The 19,615-nt window shown below is 61.9% G+C and carries 20 protein-coding genes; 6 read left to right on the forward strand and 14 right to left on the reverse strand.

Annotation, left to right across the window (positions count from 1 at the left end):
* On the reverse strand, positions 1-1,551 hold the full coding sequence (locus O1W68_RS06515) for an amino acid permease (RefSeq protein WP_269302068.1): 1,551 nt from the start codon (positions 1,549-1,551) through the stop codon (positions 1-3).
* A gap of 199 nt (positions 1,552-1,750) precedes the next feature.
* Between O1W68_RS06515 and O1W68_RS06520 the strand changes: the two genes are divergently transcribed.
* The 3 genes from O1W68_RS06520 (at position 1,751) to O1W68_RS06530 (ending at position 3,650) form a co-directional block, all read left to right on the forward strand.
* Complete coding sequence (locus O1W68_RS06520; protein ID WP_269302069.1) at positions 1,751-2,464, forward strand: TetR/AcrR family transcriptional regulator; 714 nt, start codon at positions 1,751-1,753, stop codon at positions 2,462-2,464.
* On the forward strand, positions 2,454-3,287 hold the full coding sequence (locus O1W68_RS06525) for a spermidine synthase (protein ID WP_269302070.1): 834 nt from the start codon (positions 2,454-2,456) through the stop codon (positions 3,285-3,287). The genes O1W68_RS06520 and O1W68_RS06525 overlap by 11 nt, the downstream gene beginning before the upstream one ends.
* Before the next feature lie 66 nt (positions 3,288-3,353).
* On the forward strand, positions 3,354-3,650 hold the full coding sequence (locus tag O1W68_RS06530) for a putative quinol monooxygenase (protein ID WP_269302071.1): 297 nt from the start codon (positions 3,354-3,356) through the stop codon (positions 3,648-3,650).
* On the opposite strand, the gene O1W68_RS06535 is transcribed toward O1W68_RS06530, so the two are convergent.
* From O1W68_RS06535 to O1W68_RS06545, 3 genes are all read right to left on the reverse strand, one after another.
* Complete coding sequence (locus O1W68_RS06535) at positions 3,642-5,546, reverse strand: EAL domain-containing protein (RefSeq protein ID WP_269302072.1); 1,905 nt, start codon at positions 5,544-5,546, stop codon at positions 3,642-3,644. The genes O1W68_RS06530 and O1W68_RS06535 overlap by 9 nt on opposite strands.
* A gap of 243 nt (positions 5,547-5,789) precedes the next feature.
* Positions 5,790-8,165 carry a lysylphosphatidylglycerol synthase transmembrane domain-containing protein gene (locus tag O1W68_RS06540; protein WP_269302073.1) on the reverse strand — a complete coding sequence of 792 codons (2,376 nt, stop codon included), beginning with the start codon at positions 8,163-8,165 and terminating at the stop codon, positions 5,790-5,792.
* Positions 8,166-8,222: 57 nt separating this feature from the next.
* Positions 8,223-8,828, reverse strand: a complete 606-nt coding sequence (locus O1W68_RS06545; RefSeq protein ID WP_269302074.1) for a GNAT family N-acetyltransferase — start codon at positions 8,826-8,828, stop codon at positions 8,223-8,225.
* A gap of 124 nt (positions 8,829-8,952) precedes the next feature.
* Here O1W68_RS06545 and O1W68_RS06550 point away from each other — a divergent pair, with 124 nt between their 5' ends.
* The gene (locus O1W68_RS06550; protein ID WP_269302075.1) at positions 8,953-9,150 is read left to right on the forward strand and encodes a hypothetical protein; all 198 of its coding nucleotides are present in this window, start codon (positions 8,953-8,955) and stop codon (positions 9,148-9,150) included.
* Positions 9,151-9,353: 203 nt separating this feature from the next.
* On the opposite strand, the gene O1W68_RS06560 is transcribed toward O1W68_RS06550, so the two are convergent.
* The 5 genes from O1W68_RS06560 to O1W68_RS06580 form a co-directional block, all read right to left on the reverse strand.
* A complete protein-coding gene (locus O1W68_RS06560) occupies positions 9,354-9,734 on the reverse strand; it encodes a hypothetical protein (protein WP_269302076.1) in 381 nt (126 codons plus the stop codon).
* A 33-nt stretch (positions 9,735-9,767) separates the two neighbouring features.
* On the reverse strand, positions 9,768-10,508 hold the full coding sequence (locus O1W68_RS06565) for an AIM24 family protein (RefSeq protein WP_269302077.1): 741 nt from the start codon (positions 10,506-10,508) through the stop codon (positions 9,768-9,770).
* 8 nt (positions 10,509-10,516) lie between these two features.
* Positions 10,517-11,176 (reverse strand): AIM24 family protein, encoded by a 660-nt coding sequence (locus tag O1W68_RS06570; RefSeq protein WP_269302078.1) that lies wholly within the window; start codon positions 11,174-11,176, stop codon positions 10,517-10,519.
* Position 11,177: 1 nt separating this feature from the next.
* A complete protein-coding gene (locus tag O1W68_RS06575; RefSeq protein WP_269302853.1) occupies positions 11,178-11,801 on the reverse strand; it encodes an AIM24 family protein in 624 nt (207 codons plus the stop codon).
* 69 nt (positions 11,802-11,870) lie between these two features.
* Positions 11,871-12,848 carry an LLM class F420-dependent oxidoreductase gene (locus O1W68_RS06580; RefSeq protein WP_269302079.1) on the reverse strand — a complete coding sequence of 326 codons (978 nt, stop codon included), beginning with the start codon at positions 12,846-12,848 and terminating at the stop codon, positions 11,871-11,873.
* A 94-nt stretch (positions 12,849-12,942) separates the two neighbouring features.
* Between O1W68_RS06580 and O1W68_RS06585 the strand changes: the two genes are divergently transcribed.
* Positions 12,943-13,323, forward strand: coding sequence for a VOC family protein (locus tag O1W68_RS06585; RefSeq protein ID WP_269302080.1), 381 nt, complete (start codon positions 12,943-12,945; stop codon positions 13,321-13,323).
* 4 nt (positions 13,324-13,327) lie between these two features.
* Here O1W68_RS06585 and O1W68_RS06590 read toward each other — a convergent pair whose 3' ends face one another.
* The 5 genes from O1W68_RS06590 to O1W68_RS06610 all read right to left on the reverse strand — a co-directional run bounded on the left by O1W68_RS06590 (position 13,328) and on the right by O1W68_RS06610 (position 18,588).
* Complete coding sequence (locus tag O1W68_RS06590; protein WP_269302081.1) at positions 13,328-14,413, reverse strand: S1C family serine protease; 1,086 nt, start codon at positions 14,411-14,413, stop codon at positions 13,328-13,330.
* A 233-nt stretch (positions 14,414-14,646) separates the two neighbouring features.
* Entirely contained in the window at positions 14,647-15,258 is a 612-nt protein-coding gene (locus O1W68_RS06595) for a DUF222 domain-containing protein (RefSeq protein WP_331283577.1), read from the reverse strand.
* A gap of 132 nt (positions 15,259-15,390) precedes the next feature.
* The gene (locus O1W68_RS06600; RefSeq protein WP_269302082.1) at positions 15,391-16,152 is read right to left on the reverse strand and encodes a nuclear transport factor 2 family protein; all 762 of its coding nucleotides are present in this window, start codon (positions 16,150-16,152) and stop codon (positions 15,391-15,393) included.
* A 73-nt stretch (positions 16,153-16,225) separates the two neighbouring features.
* The gene (locus tag O1W68_RS06605) at positions 16,226-17,755 is read right to left on the reverse strand and encodes a metallophosphoesterase (RefSeq protein WP_269302083.1); all 1,530 of its coding nucleotides are present in this window, start codon (positions 17,753-17,755) and stop codon (positions 16,226-16,228) included.
* Positions 17,756-17,796: 41 nt separating this feature from the next.
* Complete coding sequence (locus O1W68_RS06610; RefSeq protein WP_269302084.1) at positions 17,797-18,588, reverse strand: IclR family transcriptional regulator; 792 nt, start codon at positions 18,586-18,588, stop codon at positions 17,797-17,799.
* A gap of 150 nt (positions 18,589-18,738) precedes the next feature.
* Between O1W68_RS06610 and O1W68_RS06615 the strand changes: the two genes are divergently transcribed.
* On the forward strand, positions 18,739-19,614 hold the full coding sequence (locus tag O1W68_RS06615; protein ID WP_269302085.1) for an isocitrate lyase/PEP mutase family protein: 876 nt from the start codon (positions 18,739-18,741) through the stop codon (positions 19,612-19,614).
* Position 19,615: the final 1 nt, after the last annotated feature.

Below are 19,615 nucleotides of genomic sequence, written 5' to 3' on the forward strand. Positions count from 1 at the left end.
TCAGGCTCCGATCGTGACTGGCTTGGGGTGTGTTCTGCCGCGCGGAAGGCAGGCGATTCCGGCCAGCACTACCGCGATCACCGTGAGTGGTGCCGCCCACTGCAGGAGCGGGAATTCGCCGGTGGGGTTGAAGATCTCGGCGCGTGGCCAGGAAAGATTGATCACCATCAGCCCGCCGTAGAGTACGGCGGCGATATTCACCGGGATGCCGAACTTACCGAGGGTGAAGAGCTTCTCCTCTGCCGAGATGGGCGTTGCTTGCCGACCGACGTGCGGCCATCCTTTGAGGCGTTGAACCAGCAGTGGCACGGTCACCATCAAGTAGGCCAGGTAGATCAGGACGATGCAGACGCTCGACAAGGTGGTGAAGATCGCTGAGTTCCCTACGTTGACGGCAAGGATTGCCACACAGGCGAATCCGATCAGGACCGAGGGTGCGATCGGGGTGCCGGTGCGGGAGTTCACTTTCGACAGAATGGTCGACGCGGGTAGGCGGCCGTCGCGAGCCATCGAGAACATCAGCCGCGATGCCGCTGTCTGGATCGCGAGGGTGCAGATGAAGACGGCGATGGCCACGTCGATCAGCAGTACCGTGCCCCACGGGGAGCTGAGGATGGAGTCGATGACGTACGGAAGTCCCTGCGTCGCAAGGTTGCCGTCGGTGAGAGAAGGTGCGGCCATCAATGCACCGACGATCATCAAGCCTCCGCCGAGAGCGGATGCGGAGAGTGCGAGCCGGATCGTGCGAGGTGCGACGCGTCGTGGATTGTGTGTCTCTTCGGCGAGTTCGCCGGCCGAGCCGAAGCCGACCATGACGTATGCAGCCATGAGCCCGGAGACGATCCAGGCCCAGATGTATCCGGGATCGGCGCCGGGAGCGCCGGTGTCGAAGACGACCTGAGGTCCGCGCTCGGCGTGCGTGAAGAAGACGAGAACGAGCGCGATGACGCCGACGATCTCGCAGGTGACACCGATGCTGTTGATCCGCGACATCCAATTGACGCCGATGCAGTTGATCGTGGTGGTGAGGACCAGAAGTATCGAGCCGAGAATGACGGCATTGGCGGCGCCGTCGGCCGAGGTCAGTGCGGTGTCTTCCCCGACGAACTGGAATCCGCTCCAGATGCTGGGCAGGACTACTTGCAGCGCAATTGCGGCGGCCGAGGCCGTGACGATCTGCGCGATGATCATGAACCATCCGGCGAACCATCCGATGATTTCACCGCCCATGCGCCTCGACCATTGGTAGATGGCACCTGAAATGGGATATCGCGCAGCGAGTTCGGCGAAGTTGAGTGCGACCATGAACTGGCCCAGAAACACCATCGGCCAGGTGAAGAAGAATGCCGGGCCGCCGAAACTGAAGCCGAGGCCGAAGAGCTGGAAGATTGTGGTCAGGATCGACACGAACGAGAAACCGGCGGCGAACGACGCGTACTTGCCGAGGCTGCGATGCAGTTGCTGGTCGTACCCGAGTTCGGCGAGGTCCACGTGGTCGGTGCCGAACGGCGGTGCCTTTTCCCCGGGCGAGGGCAGAGTAGTCGAGCTCATGTCTTTGTCTCCGTACAAGAGGTGAGAAGGACCGCCCGTCTGCGTCGACAGGTGCGGGAGTGCCGGTGCGGTTTCTGTCAGTTGATAGTTTTCCGCGCCGTTGTGCCCGGCTGGTGACCGTTGTGAAACGAGTTTGTTTCGTCTATTTCGATCAGATGACAGGAATCTCACGGGCGCGGATTGCTGACAGGATGGACCTATGTCCGTTACCGGTGCCGGGAGGCCGAGGCTTGCCACCAAGAAACGTCCGGGTGACACGGCCCGTGAAGAAATACTCGACGCGTCCGCCGAGCTCTTCACCACCCGTGGGTACACCAACACCTCGACACGCATGATCGCCGACGCTGTTGGACTGCGGCAGGCCTCGCTCTATCACCACTTCTCGAACAAGGACGACATCCTCGATTCGCTGCTCAGCGGGACCGTCGACGAGCCACTCGCCGTCGGACAGGGCATTCAGGGTGTGGAGGAGGCGGCGGTAGTGAAGATGTACGCGATGGCCTGGTTCGATGCCGATCAGCTCAGCCGTTCCCGTTGGAACCTCGGTGCGCTCTATCTGTTGCCCGAGCTTCGGACCGATCGGTTCGGCTCGTTCAGGGAAAGCCGCTTCACGCTGATGAATCTGTATGCCACCATCGCTGGTGGGGTCGTGCTGGAGCTGGAGTCCGACGTGCCCACCGGCACCGAAGAGCTACCGTTTCGACTTGTCGAGACGATAGTGAACGGCCGTGCCGATTCGGAAAACGGTCGAGGCTCGGCGGGTCTGCATCACGCTCCGCTCATTGCAACCGCCGCGGTCCGCGTTCTCGGATTCCCCGGTGACATCGAGGGCATCCATGACAGGGCGGTACGCGTGGTGGCCGACGTGATCGCAGGCAGTATTTTCGAGAAGAAGGCAGGGCATGGCCAATAAGAAGACACGGCCGGAAAAACAGACAGGGCCGAAGGCTGGGGTCTACGACATCGACACCGGCACTTGTGAACTGGTGCGCGACACTCTGACCGCGGACGGTTGGATGGTGCATGTCAACGGTGTGCCGAGTTCGCACATCGATATGGACGACCCGTCGCAACTAGATTTCGAGTACATGCGCTGGATGGCGGGACTTGTTCGCTACCATACATTTTCGAGCTCCAAGCTGCGCACTTTGCATCTCGGTGGTGGCGCCTGCACTCTCGCACGCTATTTCGCTGCGGAGTATCCCGATGCAAGACAGGTTGTCGTCGAGCTGGACGGCAAGCTGGCCGAGTTGGTACGCGAATGGTTCGACCTCCCCCGCGCGCCGATGCTGCGTATCAGAGTCGGTGAGGCTCGTGCGGTGACCGAGACGCTGACCGAGGACAGTCGAGATGTGATCGTCCGCGACGTTTTTGCCGGAAGTGCGACGCCGGAACCGCTGTCGACTCTGGAATTCACCGAGCATGTGCGACGCGTACTCGCCCCGAGCGGCATCTATGTCGTCAACTGCGGCGACACCCGTGACCTGACGAGAACCCGTCGCGAGGCGGCCACTATCGGACAGGTCTTTCCGCACACGGTGATCATCGCGGATCCGGCGATGTTGAAGGGGCGCCGTTACGGGAACGTCGTCATCGCCGGTAGCGATGCACCAATCGGTGAGGACCCGGCATTGGCTCGTGAACTGCTCGGCGGAGGAGTGCCTGCGCAGGTATGGCTCGATGAGAGGGTGCGGAGTTTCAGCGGTGACGCGAAAGTCCTACGGGATGTCGTATGAGCGATCGGTAGGCTGGGGAAGTAGTTCGAAGCTCATACGTTTTTACTGTCGATTTGGGAGAACCGAATGGCGCTCATCGCCCTGCTCGATCTGAAGTTCAAGCCGGAAGCACTCGACGACGCGAAGGTCGTTCTCACCCGTGTGCTCGCCGAGACGAGGGCATTCGACGGATGTCTAGGCGTCGACGTTCTCGTCGACGAAGCCGACCCGACGCACTGGATCGCGTACGAGCGCTGGGATTCCGCCGAAGCGGACGCGAAGTACCGCGATTTCCGCGCCGGTCCAGGCAAGATTGCCGACCTGGCCCCACTTCTTGCCGGCGCCCCGAGTCTGACGAAGTACACGATCGCGGACTCAGTCTAGGTAGTTGCTCGAGTCCGGTGGTTCGACCGATGCCGGTCGGCCGGTGAGATAGCCCTGCACCATGTCGATGCCGAGTTCGACGGCGACGCGCAGTTCGCCGTCGGTCTCGACACCCTCCATGATCAGCGTCGCGCCGACTTCTCGTGCGAACGCGGTGAGCGACGCCACGGCCGCCCTGCGAGTCGGATCCAGGTCCACACCGTGGACGAGTGAATAGTCCAGTTTCAGCGTGTCAGGTTTGAGTTCGACGACTTGGCGGAGTCCGGCGAATCCTGCTCCGACATCGTCGACGGATATTTTGACGCCGGCGGCCCTGAGGTCTTCGACGGACCGGGCGACAGCACGGTAGTCGTCGACTCGTTCATGCTCGGTTATTTCCAAATATATTGTGCGCGTGCCTATGTGCGGTCGCAGGCGGGCCAGCATGTCGGTCGTCCGGATGGTTTCGGCCGAGGCGTTGACCGAGACGAACGCATCGGCGGGAAGGCCCGCCATTGCGCGTAGTGCCGTATCGATCGCAGCGAGTTCGAGACGCGGACCGACACCGGCACATGTCGCGTCGCGAAACCAGATGTACGGCGAACCGTGACCGAACGGGAAGCGGGAAAGTGCCTCGTACCCCACCACGGCTCGGGTGACGGTGTCGCAGATCGGCTGGAACACGATCGAGGGTCCACCGGAGTCGATGAGCGCGTCGATTCGATCCCGTATGCCGAGAGGATCCAAGCGAAGGTGGTTGGCCGCCGCAGCCGGATCTGCTTTCTCGCGGTACATCTCGATATCGGCCAGTGCAATCAACCGCCGCATGGGTGCGTCCGTGCTGTCTCCGCAGATCAGGCTGTCGCCGGCCGATCCGATACTGGTGGTGAACGGCGGCCCGCTGAACGATTCTTCGAGTCTCGCGCGGATTCGAGTCTCGGCATCGTCGACCTTGTTGCGGCTGCCGATGTGTACACACACGAACTGGTCGCCGCCCAGCCGTGACACCACCGCATCTGCGGACGCAGCGTGTAGCAACCGGCTCGCAACCTCCGTCAACACCGCATCGCCCGAGGGATGCCCGAATCGGGCATTGATGGCCTTGAACCTGTCGATGTCGATCACTACTACGCCGATGTAGCGCATCTCGTGTATCGGCGAGGCGTTGAGGGTGTTGAGGTAGCCCACCGCATGGAACAATCCACGACGGTTCCACAGCCCGGTCAACGGATCCCTCAAAGCTCCGGCTGCGCGTTCGCGGAGATAGCGAATGTAAGGACGAAGAGCGAACGGCATCACGAACATCGAAGCAACGGTGACGGCGCGCGAGGAAACCGCCCAGGGGTCGGCCCCGTCGAGTATCGCCATTCCAGCGGTGAGCAACAGCGCTGTGACAGCACACGTGAGATGGATGCCGAGCACCCTCGACGACGTCCCGATGATGGCGAAGAGAGCGACGATGGCGAACATAGCCGAACTCGACATCGCGAGCAACGGCGAGTTGGGTAGCAGCATCACCGCCAGGATCCCGAGGTCGGCCCAGATGATGAACGCTTTGATCAGGATCGGACGAGGCCATGGTCCGAGAAACCAGCGGAGTGCGACGGGGACCGTGCTCGCACAGGCGAGAGATAAGAAGATTGCTGCGGGAAGGGCCAACTGCCCCGATGGAACCAGCAGGATTCCGGACAGTCCGAACGACAATGTCAGTGAACCGATGAGGGCCTTGGCCCACCGCTCACTGTTCGGAGGGCGAACCCGGAACGAATAGTCAGTAGCCTTCAGTGCCCGAGGTTCGAGCGCACGAGAGTGCACTGCATCGGTATTTACTGGGTTGGCGTCCGCTGGGTTGGCGTCCTTTGTGCGTAAAGCCCAGTAGTCAGGGGACTCTTCGTGGAACGCGAGCTTGCCGGTCACCGATCGACAGCCTTTCATGCGGGACCTGCCGGTACTCGAGAACTTTCTTGTCCATGTAACGGCCGATCGTTCGTATTCTCAGGTCCCCGACCCTGCCAAGGAACGGTACCAGTGAGTGGGCTGCTCGACGGCCGAAACCAAATCCGGCTGCTGGTTACGGCCCGTGAAAGTGAATGCACGACGGGTTTCCCTGGGGCAAGGCATCGTGAGTGACCGCCGGGATGGTGCATACGAGACGCTGTATCAGACCATGTCCTTTTCGGTCAGCCATCGAAGGGTCGGCCAACCGCAGAACACCGGTAGCCAACACGTGAGCACCCGGTAGAGCAGTACGGATGGAACGGCGATGCTGGCGGGAAGGCCGAATGCCGCGAGGCCGCCGATCAGGGCTGCTTCGACGGCCCCGACCCCGCCCGGTGTCGGGGCCGCCGACGCCAACGTTCCCCCGATCATGGTGACGACGGTCACCGTGATGAACGTGGTCCCACCCCCGAATGCCTCGATGCTCGCCCATAGCGCCAGTGCAGCTCCGAGAGTAGTTGCAGCACAACCGAGTACGATGATCGAAAAACGTTTCGGATCGCGCGCGAGTTCGCCGAGTTCGCCGAACAGTTCCTTGAGCTGTGGGCGTACGTCGTTCCGCAGCCATCGGCGTAGTTTCGGTACGAACAGCAAGGTGCCCACGGCGCCGAGTGCCACCCCGGCGATGAGGTACAGAACAGTCGGGTCGGGCACGAAATGCGCCAGATCCGCCGACGTCCCGGCAGCAAAGGTGAAAAGGATCAACAATCCGACGTGGGTGATCACCTGAACGGACTGTTGCAGAGCAACTGCGGCCGTCGCTCGAACGGCGCCGAGGCCACCCTTCTGCAGGAAACGCACGCTCAGTGCGAGGCCGCCGACACCTGCAGGGGTCGTCGTCGCTGCAAAAGTATTGGCGAGCTGCATGATCGTCAGGTTGCGGAAACTCACCAAGCCCGAAGCGCATGCCCACAATGCTGCGGCAGCGCCGACATAGGTCAGCGCCGATACAACGAGTCCGAGTAGCGCCCACCACCAGTTCACCGACTGCAGCTCTGTCAGAAATGTGGGCACCGCGCTGATGAACGGGTAGGCGACGTAGACGAGGCCGATCAGCAGGACCAGCTGAATGATCTGACTCCGCGAGAATCGGGTGACCTGCTCGGCCTTGATCTTGTCGGCACCCGTCTGTTTCGCGACCTCGTCACGTACGGCCTTCATGACCTCGTTGCCGTCGGGAACCGATCCGCGGACACGTTTGGGTACCGCCGATTTCGTCAGCCTGCCCGATGCCGCGAGAACAGTGTCGGCATCGAGGGCTTCGATGGCACTGCGCACGGCGTGTTCCTTACCGAACAGCGCCGCAGTGGTGATCAGCAACTGCGCAATGTCGGACTGCATCTGCGCGTCGGTTGCGCCTAGTTCGGCGTTCGCGAATCCGCCGAAGAGTGCTTTACCGTCGTCGTTTCTGATCTCTGCGGTGCGTAGGTCGCCATGGGAGATCTGGAACCCGTGCAGAGTCTGCAGTCCCTTCCAGATGCTGTTGACCAGGGTGTCCGGGGAGGTGTCGTCGACGGGAACTCCGATGGGCGCGGTATGTGCATACATCGCCCACCCACGTTCGAGTGCAGATACTGCCAGCGGGCGGCTGCTCGCGATGGACAGGTTCCCGATCGCTATGCCCATCAACGCCCGGTGCTCTACGGCTCGGTGCAGTGAGCCATGCAATGGAACGAACTCTGCGCTGCGGAAGGACAACCATCTCCACAGTTGGCGCAACGCACCTCCACTGCGCTGATTCTGCCCGTACATTTCGACCATAAGATCTGGTTCCGTACCCCCTGTCGACGCCGACAGGACGAGGGGCCCCGGACCTGCAGGTTTCACCACACGCAATGAGTTGACGATGTGCCCGCGCTTGGACAACAGACGTACCGCATCGTCGAGCGGCACTTCGAGGGCTGGTGTTCCGACGACCAGCACGATCAATGCGCCGATGAGCCAGCCCACCGACAGACCCAGCAGCGAGCGGGCGGGCACGACAGTGCTGACGAACAGGTGGATCGGAACGAATGCCAGGAGCAGGAACCACCAGACGCGACGCCAGCGCTTCGGTAGCCACGGCCCGGACACGGTGAGCACCGCGGCGAGCATGCCGATCCAGCGAGGATCGTCCAGGAACTGGGAAAGAAATGTGTCGAGTCGATCGGGCACTTCGAGGTGCCAGGCGGGCGTCGAGATTCCACTCCCGGTAATCGACAACGCCAGACCGGCGAGCAGACCAGCCGCGCCGTACCCGGCCAGTAGCTTCCATTCCCGGCCGGCGATCAGTCCGATCAGAATTCCGAACGGCAGCGCCAAGATCGCCACGCCGTACAGCACGTACACCAGATTCGACTTGTCCGGACTGAGCACCCCGACGATGTTCGAGACCGAGTTCTCCAGCGCGTCCCATTGATTTCGAGTGATGAGCGAACCGGCGATGACCGTGGACAGCAGGAGCAGTGCCAGAACGACCCGCATGATGTCGCTGGTGCGTCGTACCAGCGGTTGCAGCAGGCTGCCCGTCACCGGTATGTCGCGCCCGTCAACCCGCATGCTGCTATCAGTACTTTCGATCGAACCCGTGCGCGCCGGCCGACGCTATTGGCAAACCTACCGCGCGGGGCCGCGACGGTGCGTGAGCCGGCGGTCGAGTTCGTTTCGTACGGCGGGCCACTCCGACTCGATGATCGAGAACACCACTGTGTCGCGGAGCGACCCATCTGGCATGCGGGTGTGGTTGCGGAGAACCCCATCCTGTTTGGCCCCGAGTCGCGCAATCGCCGTTCGTGACTGGAGATTCATCCAGTGAGTCCGGAATTCCACTGCAATGCAATCCAATTCATCGAACGCGTGGCCGAGAAGTAGAAGCTTGCTCGCCGCGTTCGTCCCGCTGCGGTGCGCAGATGCAGCGTTCCAGGTGGACCCGATCTCTACCCGTCGGTGCGCCGCATCGGCATTCATGTACGTCGTCATCCCGAGGATCTGGCCAGTGTCGTTTTGTCGCAGGGTGAACGGCAACATCGACCCCGTCTGCTGCAAGCCCAATCGTCGATCGATCTCTGCGGCCATATCGTCGGGGGGCGGAACCGAGGTGTACCAGAGGTTCCACAGCTCACCGTCACGGGCGGCGTCGCACAATCCTTCGAGATGATCGTGGCTCAGCGGCTCGAGCGTCACGATGTCGTTCGACAGGGTTACCGGCTGCAGAAAACTCACACTGGGGACGATACGCGAGCGGGCCGACGCCGAGCACTGAGATTATCGAGGCCCGATTCGATTAATGACCATCCGAAAGAAAACCGTTGGCGTGCCTGCGCACTGCAGTTCTATTCTGACACCCATGCACATCGGCATGATCGGTTGCACGGCCACTAGTCGCATCTATCCCTCACTCGGCCTCGTCGCCGAACCCGCTGGCGTCGAGCTTGTTTCATTCACCTCGATCTTGCCTCACGGGGAAGAGAATTGGCCCGAGGACCCGGCGTCGGCGATGCGGGTACTTCTCGACGAGGCGCCACCTATGCCTTCCCTGTTCTGACCGATTTCTACGACGACAACAGGCCGGATCTACTGCTCTACGACATCGGTGGGTTAGCGGCGCCTGTCCTGGGCAGGCGATACAGCGTTCCGGCCGTGCAACTTTCGCCGACCTACGTCGCCTGGGACGGATACGAGGAAGACCTGGGCGAGGTGCTCGTGCACATTCGTGAATCCGAAAGCGTGCGGCCGTTGCGGTGGAATCTAGACTTCCAGCACGCTGACGCTGACACCGTAGGGCAGGAAGCGGACGCGTCTGGACGGATCCACATTGTCCTTGTGGGCGCGCAAAGCATCCAGCTCGGTCGCGTACAGCTGGTCGATGTGCGCAGAGCCGTCGGAGTCGACGGTGTAGATCGCCCAGACCCCATCGCCGGTCTCGCCGGTGGTTTCCGGAGCAGGAGCCTGCTCTGGCTTCTTCTGTGCCGATGTGTCTCCGAAGAACGCGCCCCAAGAACCGCCTGCGCCGGATTGCCCGATGAACTTGCCTACCTGATCGACGACGTCGCGGAGTCCTTCGCTCGCTTCTTTGGCGAAGCGATCGAAGTCCTCGGGGTCGACGCCGAAGGGTCCGTTGTTTGTCATCACTCCATAGTGCGCTTTCGAGTCGAGTCGGTGCTACTGCAATCGCGAACCGATCGTGCCGTGCAGCGTCCGCAAGCTGTCCTGTCCGAGCGAGACGGTCTGCGACTCGATGTGGCGCAGCAGGTGGCCGTCGTCGAGAACCTTCTCACTGGATTGAATGAGCACTGTTCCTGCGCCCGTGAAGTCGAACTGACGCTCTTCGCCAGTGTTGGCCCCGAGGAATCCGCGAGCGGCGCCCAGAAAGTTCTGCATCCACCCGGCGTCGAAGTGGTGCGACGGCGACGGGCAATCGGCCCAGCCGACCAGTGCTTCGGGGTCGATGCGCAACGGCGGCTCGGCGAACATGACAGGCCCGTTGGACGACGCCAGGAACTTGCCCGTGCCCAGCAGCGTCAGGAACCCGGGGACGATCGACTGCTTCAGGTCGAGCGTTGGTTCGAAGGCCAGGAGGTTCGAGGCTCGGATGGTCAGGTTGCCGTCGTCGAGGTCGTAGCTATTGATGTTGAATCCACGGTCGCCGAGGATCAACTTGCCCTGTCCCTGCGCGAGCACCCAGTCGTTGGAATACAGCGGCGACGAGAATCGAGCGGCAACGATGGCAGGCATCGACGTCTGACCGAGTGGCTCGAATCGAATATTGCCGTAGTACGCAATCATCGCGCCCTTGGATGTGAACCAGGGTTGGCCGGCGAGTTCGACGCAGAACGCGTAATCGTTACCGGGGACGTTGTCATCGATGGGCAGCGTATGGGGGGTGTGAATCTCGATGGTCATACTTGCCCTCAGAACTTCTTCTCGGAGGCCTGGACCCATACGGTGCCCGTGCCGGTCATCCTCAGCTGAACGGCCTCGCCGCTGCCACGCCCCACCGCGTCACGCCAGCCGACGTTCGCCGAGATGTCGACGGTGATGTTGCCGAGGTGGCAGACGTATGCCTGTGGATCCACGACGACCTGGGGGTGCTCCGGACCGACCTGCAGCGCAATCGCTCCACCGTGCGACAGAACTGCGACGCTGCCCTGGCCGGTAAGTTGCGTCGTGAACAGTCCCTGCCCGGTCATCGCACCCCGGACGGCACCCCGCACTGCGCCGCCCTGAGAGCCAAGGGAAACAATGGAACTCGACAAATAGCCGTCATGGGCCAGCAGTCGGTCTGCCTCGACGGTGAGCATCGACGATCCGTCGAGGTGAATCACTTCCACGTACAAGCCGGCGTGGCCGTAGAACACCTCGCCCTGGCCCTCGGCGGCCATCATGGCAACATGCTCGCCCGACATCATTCGTCCGGCCATTCCTGCGACGCCGCTGCTCCCACCCATCGAATGTGGAATGAAGTGGACGTCACCGGTGTAATACAGCATCGAACCCTTACGAGCCAAGACGTTCTGCCCGGCCGCCACAGAGGATTTGACGACTTTGCTGTTGACGAGCTCGAGCGGCATGTCAGCGTTCCTCGGGTTGGATGTAGACGACGCCTTGGCCGTCGAAACGGAGCGAGAAGGCTTCACCGCTCCCACCACCGACGGCGGATCGCCAGGTGACATCGGTGACGAAACTCTGGTTGAGTTGGCCGCGATGTGCCACAAAGGAATCTGGATCGACGACGAGCGGATACGTCGGGTCGACGGCGAGCGCGATCAAGGGTCCGCCTGCCGAGAGTAAGGCCACCGAACCCGAACCGCTGACGACGGTCGTGAACAGGCCCTGGCCCGAGGATGCTCCGCGGAGGCCGGCGAACTTGACCTCGGTCTTCAGTTGGCCGGTCAGCGCGAGCAACTGCGATGCCTCTACGTGCATGGTGTCGTTCGCGAGTTCGACGATCGTGATGTCCTGAGCGTCGACGGCGAAGTACACCGTGCCCTTGCCGGAAACCTCCATGAGAGAAAGAGATTCACCGGTTGCCTTCTGCTTCAGAGCCGCGCGTAGTCCGCCGCCTCCGCCCATTCCTGCGCTCTTGAAGGCGACGTCACCCTCGTACGCAACCATGGAACCGGACATCGCACGTAACGAATCGCCCTGCGGTGATCCCTGAAGTAGATTCGCAACGAGCACCCTGTGCCCGTTCATTGTCAGCTGAGCCACAGGGGAACTATCCCACGCAACGTTCCCCCGTGCCAAAGCTGAAGTCGGTTCGAATTACACGAGCGGGCGCAGTGTCTTACCTGCGAGTTCGACGATGCCGGGCTCGTGACCGTTGGTGATCAAGTTGATGATGATGCCGTCGATACCCTGATCGAGTACACGCGTCTGCACCTGTTCGGCGACGTCGTCGGGTGTGCCGCAGAACTGGCGGTCGGTTGCTGCCGCCTTGTCGGTGTCGGAGAGGTTGGACAAGTCGACTCCGTTCGACAACAAGTAGTCGCTTTGCAGCTTGCGCGCTTTGTCACCGTCCTCGTCGAGGATGACGAAGGCCAGGAAACTTGTCTCGAGATCCTTCGGATCACGGTCTACCTCTTCGCACCGAGCTTCGACTGCCTTCATCTTGCGGGGCAATTCGCTTGCGTCGCAGATGATGTTGAGATGATCGGCGAATTGGGCAGCGAGACCGAAGGTCTTCTTTTCTCCGCCTCCACCGAGCATGATGGGCAGATCGTCGCGCATACGTGGCTCATTGATGGCGTTCTCGACCTGGTACCACAACCCGTCGAAGCTCGGCCGTTGCCCGCGGAGCATCGGCTCGATGATCTGCAGTGCCTCGTCGAGACGCTCGAATCGATCGGTGAAAGTACCGAACTCCAGACCGAAGCTCTGGTGTTCGAGCTCGTACCAGCCGGCTCCGATTCCCAGGATCGCGCGGCCTCCGCTCACGACGTCTAGCGTGGTGACGGTCTTCGCCAAGATTGCCGGGTTGCGGTACGTGTTTCCGGTGACGAGGGCCGAGAGCTGGATCGTTTCGGTAGCGGTGGCTAGAGCCGACAGCGCCGAGTACGCCTCGAGCATCGGCTCGTCGGGCTTACCGATTCCAGGTAGTTGATAAAAGTGGTCCATGACGAACGCGGTGTCGAATCCTGCTGCTTCGGCTTCGCGCGCTTGCGCGATGACCTTGGGGAACAGCTCTGCGACGGAGCCTGAGTAGCTGAAATTGGGCATCTGATAACCGAGACGGATAGTCACCCGCTCAACGGTACTCCCGTCGGTGGCCCGTTCCTAGGCGCGACGTGGGCTTCGATACCGCCTCGCACCGACTTCGAAAGGGGCACGATGAGGTATGCCCACTATCGAATTGACCCGCGCACCCTTCACCGGATTCGCTGTCGACGACATCGAGGCCGCCCGCATCTTCTACTCCGACGTACTGGGACTCACCATCGTCGAAGGCGAGATGGGGCTGATCAATCTCCAGCTCAGCGAGAGTAACGAAGTGTTGATCTATCCCCGGCCGAATCATGTGCCGGCGGCGTACACCATCCTGAACTTCCCCGTCGCAGACATCGAATCAGCTGTCGACGCCCTGACCGCCAAAGGTGTGATGTTCGAGCACTACCCCGACATGGCGACCGATGAGCGTGGAATCTTCAGACACGGCGGCCCGCTGATCGCGTGGTTCACCGATCCCGCTGGAAACATCCTGTCCGTGCTGCAAGCCTGAGCGACTACGCAGTCGGAGTCCCCAGCTCGAGGGTCACCGATCGTTGTTGACGGACTCCCTGTCCAGAGACCCACTCGAGTTCGATGACGTCGCCCGGGCTCTTCTCGATCATCCCTTCGATCAGATCCTTCGACGTACGCACCGGCCTCCCATCGAAGGACATGATGACGTCGCCGCGAAGCAAGCCGGTCCGCTCGGCCGGAGAATCGTATTGAACGGACGTGACCGCGGCACCCTGTGATGGTCCCGTGTCACGCAATGCCGAGACATCGCGAACGCCGATACCCAGATACGGCGTCGGCCCGACATGGACAGTGCCCCCGGATCTGCCGTCACGGACCTGTTCGAGCACGGCCATCGCGGTATCGATGGGAATGGCATATGCCTCGGGGGCGGATACCGCCCGAGCCTTCTCGGACAGCCCGGCCGCGTCGACGCCGATGACGTTGCCCCACGCGTCGACCAGCGGGCCACCCGAATCGCCTGCGCGTACGTCGGCGTCGATTCGAATCATGTCTGTCAGTTCGTTCCGCGAACCATCGACCGAGCTTTCGGCGATGACGGATTCCTGCAGCGCAACCACACGTCCGGGCGCGGCGACGAGAACTCCCCCGCCGTCCGCGTTGCCTACCGCGGTAACCCCATCACCGACGGCAACGGCTGCAGACCTCCCGATCGGGGCCACCGGAAGGTCGACCGCAGAAGCCAACCGGAGAACCGCAACATCACGGGTCTTGTCATAACCGAGAACCGACGCGTCGTAAATCAACCCATTGCCCATATGGACCGCAGTGACGTCGGTTGCTTCCTCGACCACATGGAAGTTGGTGAGCACGAGGCCGTCCGAATCGACGACGAACCCGGTGCCCGCGACGCCGTAGAAGCTGAATTCCGCCGATATGGTCACGACCGTCGGATTCACTCGAGCGGACAACTCCTCCAGAGTCAACGGCGCAGGTGGCGGCTCTGTGAGCACTGGGGCCGGTGCAGCCACGAGGGGCTCACGCACACCGGGTGCAAGTGGCGTCGGCAGAGCCGAGACAGCGACGACCAGCACCGTGAGGAGCGCCGCCCGACTTGCCGCCTGCATGAGTAAAGATTATGGCTGCGATGGCTGCGGAATGCAGTGTTCTGGGCTGCGGTGTTCTGGGGCTGTCTTCTCGGCGTGCCCGCTGGATGGGTCGATTCGCGGGCTGGGGGCACGGGTGCCCTCTGAGCTTCGGGGTGCGGTGGAGCCTGATAGTCGCATCGGTCGAGGGCCTGGTGCTGTCGGCGCGCGGCATGACTGTTGGCGGCACAGGTGGAGCTCTGTGCCGCTGGCAGTCACTGGTGGCCGGCTACCCGGGTGGTGTCAGCTGGGTGGCGGGTGTGGATCGGGGCCGCCGCGTCTCGGTGTCCCGGGTTATGTTGGGGGCGTGGAGTGTTCGGGCGTGCTGTTTTCGGGCGTTGGGTAGATGTATTCGTTGGGGTGGTGGTAGTGGTTGATGTGGCCTTTTCGGGTGGGGTCGAGTGTGGTCGGGGGATGCCAGAGGGTGCGGCCAGGGTAGGGGTGGCCTGGTCCGGTTTTCGTTGTTGCCCAGTCGGTGTCGTCAGGTCCGATGAGTGGGTGGCGCATGTCGCAACCGTAGGTGAGGGTGTCGATGTCGGTGTTCCCGCCGGTGGCCCATTCGTCGATGTGGTGGACCTGTGACCAGGTCGCGGGTCGGGTACAGCCAGGGAGGTGCAACCGCGGTCGGCGGCGATGAGGACGATGCGTTGATCAGCGGTGGCGATCCGTTCGGTTCGCCCAAGGTGCAGGGGTCGTCCGTGGTCGTCGAAGAGGGCAAGGTAGCGGTGCGCGTGGGAGGCCATGCGGATGGCGTCGCGCATGCGGATCAGGGATCCGGTGGCAGTGACGGCGTGGCCGGTAGCTGTTTCGAGGTCGGACAGAGTCATCGTGATGACGGCGGTGACGGGTAGCCGGCTACCCCTGAAATACCATCCCCCGAAACCATGGAATCAGAGTAACCCCGGCCACCGGCAAGAACTCGAACATATGTTCCCGTAGTCGACCGGCGGTGTTTTAGCTCACGAGTTCGGTCGAAGTCCGAATGCCGTAATCGAATCGATTCGCAACGACTTGTCGCCGAACTCTACGAGAACGACGCCGCGTCGAGACTGGTGTTCGACTGTGGCACTGATGGTATTGCCGGCGGCGATCAGCTTCCGGAATGTCATTCCACGTAGTGAACCCGAAGCGACGTCGTCGCCTGCGCCCGTTCGTACGGCCGCGCCGTGTCCTTGTGAGATCGCGTCCAGCGCTTCGATTGCCGCTCGCTTACCTTTGCTCCCGACGCCACGCAGGCCGCCCATGAAACCAACTACGCCACCGAGGCCTTGGTTCCCGATCAGCTGAGGTGTCAGCTTCGCCGATGCAGTCAAGCCTTTGGTTCCCGCACGCAGCAATTGTCCGATCATCGATGCCAACTCCCAGTGCGCAGCGAGGCGTGCGATCTTCAGCTCGCCTTCCTCGTCGACGAGGTCGTACCGAATATGCATCGGGACGTTCAATGTGGCTCCGGTGGACATGATGGTCTCGAGCGACAGGTCCCGGACGACGGACATTCCGTCCACCACGTCGTTCTCGACGTGGAAGTTGATCGTGTTGGGAGCGATGAAGGTGTCGTAGAACTTTTCTATCGCCTGTCTGCCCTGATGCGGTCGAGAGCCGACGGGATCGTTGACCACTCCTCCGCGTGCGTACAGGTTCACCCAGGCTTCGCGGTCGTGGGCAGCGACCGCGGCGGGGGATGCTTCGATCGTTGCCACAAGGTCTTCAAAGGTGTGCACGCCATCGAAGCTATCGGATCTGCTCGGGCGAGGCCCTGGAATGCTGTGATCTGTCTCGTCGGAAGTTGGCAGGTTACTGCGCGCTGACGGCCCTTGGAACATCGGCGCGCAAGGTGAAGTCGGTGACGAACTCGCCGTCGCTCGGCTGGAAGCGTCGACGGGGGTCGTAGTTTTCGACGTCGAAGGCGTCGAGCGTCGGCGAGTGTGAGGTTACGGCCATGGTTCCACCGTCGAGGTCGAGTTGCAGCAGTCGTTGGAAACCGGCTCTTCGTTCACCGTCGACCTCGAAGTATTGGTAGTCGGCGAGGAGCTGCACGACCGTTCGGTCCGTATCGCCGACTCCTCGGTCCACGACCGTTGCCTGACCGTCGACATGACCGGATAGGACGAGGAAGACCGATTCGTTCGGGACGACCAACCGATTCCATATCTGCTGTCCGGAGCTGGCGCCGATATCGCCGAAGGCCATCATCTTTCGTTCGCCATCCTCGTCCAGGTAGTAATGGGTGCCGATGACTACGTTCCGGTCGGGATTGTCGACGAGGACCTGTTCGGCCCACTTCATGACCTTTTCGGGTGGGTTGTAGCCGATGTAGAGCATCAGAAACTTCGCGCCTGCGAGGTCGATCAGGTCGTAGTGCGCCGAATTATCCTCCTCGGTGAACGAGTCACCCCACCACGGTTGGTTCCGGTACCTGTCCGGGCCGAAGTACTCGTTGTACAGAGCGTGGTTCTTCTCGTGTTCGCCTGGGACCAGCTTGCCTGCGACGTTCCAGATGTTGTCATGGTTGCCCGGTAGCACTCCGTGTGGAATGTCGGCATCTTCCAGGGCCTTCATCGACTCGCTTGCTGCTTCGAATTCTTTGCGGGACTGAGCATCCGGACGTCCGGGGCTGATCCAACTCTGGATGATGTCCCCGGTGTGCATGCTGTATTCGATGCCGTACTTCTCCGCGTTGTCGACCGTCCATTGGGTCATCTCGTCGTACACATCGGGGTCGTCCCGGGTGATGTACTGCGTGTCTGTGATGTGTTGTAGGGCAAAGTCGTAAGTGCCGGCCGTTGCAAATTGTCGGTTGGGTTCGAAGTTGTCCTCTTGAAAGGCATCATTCGCCCGCGGAGTATCGATCACCATGACTTCCACGGGGCCGTCGATGGCGGTGATTGTCGCGGTGAGCTCAATGGTTCCGCCGGGAGCAGTGGGTGCCGCTGTTGCGATCGACTGCCCCCAGGACCGCGTATCTGGATTCCAAGTGTGCAATGCAAGATCATTGGTGTTGACGGATGTTCCCCGCCAGGCAATTTGGGCGACTGCTACATCCGACGCGAATGTGACGGTGTAGCGCACGTACGGATAGTCGTTCCAACCGGAGGTACGGGCGGTCGACTCCGAAGTCTCGTCACCGCCGACCAGTGCAGTGGGTTCGGCGATCGAGCTCACGCCCGCGACCATGTCGGCGGCAACCGGTGGCGGGTCGGCGGTCAACCCGACCGCAGGCACGGCAACAGCGGGAACGGGGATGCGCGAAGGTACGGCGACTGCATCGGCTCCGACGAGTAGGCAGGCAAGAACGAAAGATCCGATGGTTGGCGCTGCCTTCACTTCATCCAGACTACCGCGTGATTGTCGGTACTTCTCGAGTGTTACTGCGGCAGGGCGTCGGCGACCCTGGTGAGCCGGCTCGCCGCGTCGCGAACTTGCTCTATCTTCTTCTCGAGAGCTGTCCCGGTGAAGGCTTCGACTCGACCGCCGATGCTGATCGACGCGATCACCGAACCGTTTCGGCCGAGAATGGGTGCCGCCACTGCCGCAACACCTTGGAGGTAGTCGGAGTTGCTTACGGAGTACCCCGCGGCCCGTACCGAGTCCAGGTGTTTGCCGAGTGCGGCAGCATCGGTCAACGTGTGTTCGGTGAACGACGGTAACCCGCGCTCGATCCATCTGCTACGCAACATATCCGAGAACGCCAGCATGACGATCGGTCCTGCCGCGGCGTGGTAGGGCATCACCGATCCGATGTTGATCCCCGCGACGACGAGGGGGTTGTTTCCTTCCAGTCGATCGATACAGACTGCACCCTCGTCGGCGGGAACCATGAGGTAGGCGGTGTCGCCGAACGTCTCGGCCAGGTCGATCATGAACGGCCTTGCGGCGGTGCGGATGTCGAGATTCACCAGTGCGGCGGAGCCGATTTCGAACACCGGCATCGCAATTCGATACGAGCCCTCGACGGTTCGAGCGACCCAGCCCGCGTGGATGAGGGTCGTCATCAGTCGGTGCACGGTCGTCTTGTTCATACCGCTCGCGGACGTGAGTTCGTTGAGCGTCCAGACAGGCCGAGAGGCGTCGAAATATTCGAGCAGACTGCACGCCTTGAGGACGGCTCCGACAATGTCGCGGCCGACCTGTACTTCGGACTCGATAGGCGCAGCCACAAGTGCTCACTTTCGTTTCGGCGGGTGGTCGGTATCGCCATCATACGAACAGATGGTGCGGGGCCGATCCCTTGACATGTGACTCCGACCACTCTAGCTTCGGTATTGTGATCTGCGGAACGCGTTCCGCAATACGAAACGGACGGTGACATGACTGAATCGGCTCCAACTCTCAAAGACCTCACTTCGCGCGGCCTCGTCTACGCCCCAGGGGTGTGGGACGGACTGACTGCGCGACTCGCTGACCAGGCTGGATTCAGCGCGTTGTGCGCGTCGGGATTCGCGGTATCCGCGGCGCTCGGGCTGCCCGACGCCGAGCTTTACACGATGACCGAGAATCTGAACGCCGTACGCACCATCCGCGAGTCCTCGAAGCTTCCGCTGGTCGCAGATATCGACACCGGATATGGCAACGCGGTGAACGCAGCTCGGACGGCATCGAAGTTCGTTTCCGCCGGCGTACAGGGCATGTTCATGGAGGATCAAGTTTCCCCGAAATCGTGCCCGATCTGCGTCGGCGAACCCGTAGATCTGATCGACGTCGCCGAGGCCACCGGAAAGATTCATGCCGTCCGAGACTCGATTCCCGACGACGTGCTGCTCATCGCACGGACGGATTCACGTGGCGACGACGCCATCCGTCGAGCACAGGCCTACGTCGAGGCCGGTGCGGACATGATCATGCCCGTCACCAAGACATTCGAGACCATCGAAGAGTGGGAGCGCTGTCACCAGGAAGTCGGAGTACCACTCATGGCAACCCTGACGGCGTCGACGTGGACCGAACGGGACTTCACGCCTGAAGTCCTCGATCGAATCGGGGTACGTCTTGCCCTGCTCCCGACGCAGGTCCTGATGGCTGCGACGGGAGCAGCACAGGAAGCGTTGCGCCGGCTGGCTCGGGGTGAAGCACCGGCTGCGGTGAGTGCCGACGCGCTCTCGCATCACGACTTCGTGAACCTGATCGGCTTTCCCGAGGTGGAAGCGAAACAACGCAAGTACCTTCCCGCGGAATCGAACCGGTGAA

The organism is Rhodococcus sp. H36-A4, assembly GCF_027158005.1.
Lineage (GTDB): Bacteria > Actinomycetota > Actinomycetes > Mycobacteriales > Mycobacteriaceae > Rhodococcoides.

Bases quoted from the DNA above. Each gene is read 5' to 3' on its own strand.
- O1W68_RS06515 (WP_269302068.1), bottom strand. From the start codon at position 1,551: ATGAGCTCGACTACTCTGCCCTCGCCCGGGGAAAAGGCACCGCCGTTC.
- O1W68_RS06520 (WP_269302069.1), top strand. From the start codon at position 1,751: ATGTCCGTTACCGGTGCCGGGAGGCCGAGGCTTGCCACCAAGAAACGT.
- O1W68_RS06525 (WP_269302070.1), top strand. From the start codon at position 2,454: ATGGCCAATAAGAAGACACGGCCGGAAAAACAGACAGGGCCGAAGGCT.
- O1W68_RS06530 (WP_269302071.1), top strand. From the start codon at position 3,354: ATGGCGCTCATCGCCCTGCTCGATCTGAAGTTCAAGCCGGAAGCACTC.
- O1W68_RS06540 (WP_269302073.1), bottom strand. From the start codon at position 8,165: ATGCGGGTTGACGGGCGCGACATACCGGTGACGGGCAGCCTGCTGCAA.
- O1W68_RS06550 (WP_269302075.1), top strand. From the start codon at position 8,953: ATGCACATCGGCATGATCGGTTGCACGGCCACTAGTCGCATCTATCCC.
- O1W68_RS06560 (WP_269302076.1), bottom strand. From the start codon at position 9,734: ATGACAAACAACGGACCCTTCGGCGTCGACCCCGAGGACTTCGATCGC.
- O1W68_RS06565 (WP_269302077.1), bottom strand. From the start codon at position 10,508: ATGACCATCGAGATTCACACCCCCCATACGCTGCCCATCGATGACAAC.
- O1W68_RS06570 (WP_269302078.1), bottom strand. From the start codon at position 11,176: ATGCCGCTCGAGCTCGTCAACAGCAAAGTCGTCAAATCCTCTGTGGCG.
- O1W68_RS06575 (WP_269302853.1), bottom strand. From the start codon at position 11,801: ATGAACGGGCACAGGGTGCTCGTTGCGAATCTACTTCAGGGATCACCG.
- O1W68_RS06585 (WP_269302080.1), top strand. From the start codon at position 12,943: ATGCCCACTATCGAATTGACCCGCGCACCCTTCACCGGATTCGCTGTC.
- O1W68_RS06590 (WP_269302081.1), bottom strand. From the start codon at position 14,413: ATGCAGGCGGCAAGTCGGGCGGCGCTCCTCACGGTGCTGGTCGTCGCT.
- O1W68_RS06595 (WP_331283577.1), bottom strand. From the start codon at position 15,258: ATGACTCTGTCCGACCTCGAAACAGCTACCGGCCACGCCGTCACTGCC.
- O1W68_RS06615 (WP_269302085.1), top strand. From the start codon at position 18,739: ATGACTGAATCGGCTCCAACTCTCAAAGACCTCACTTCGCGCGGCCTC.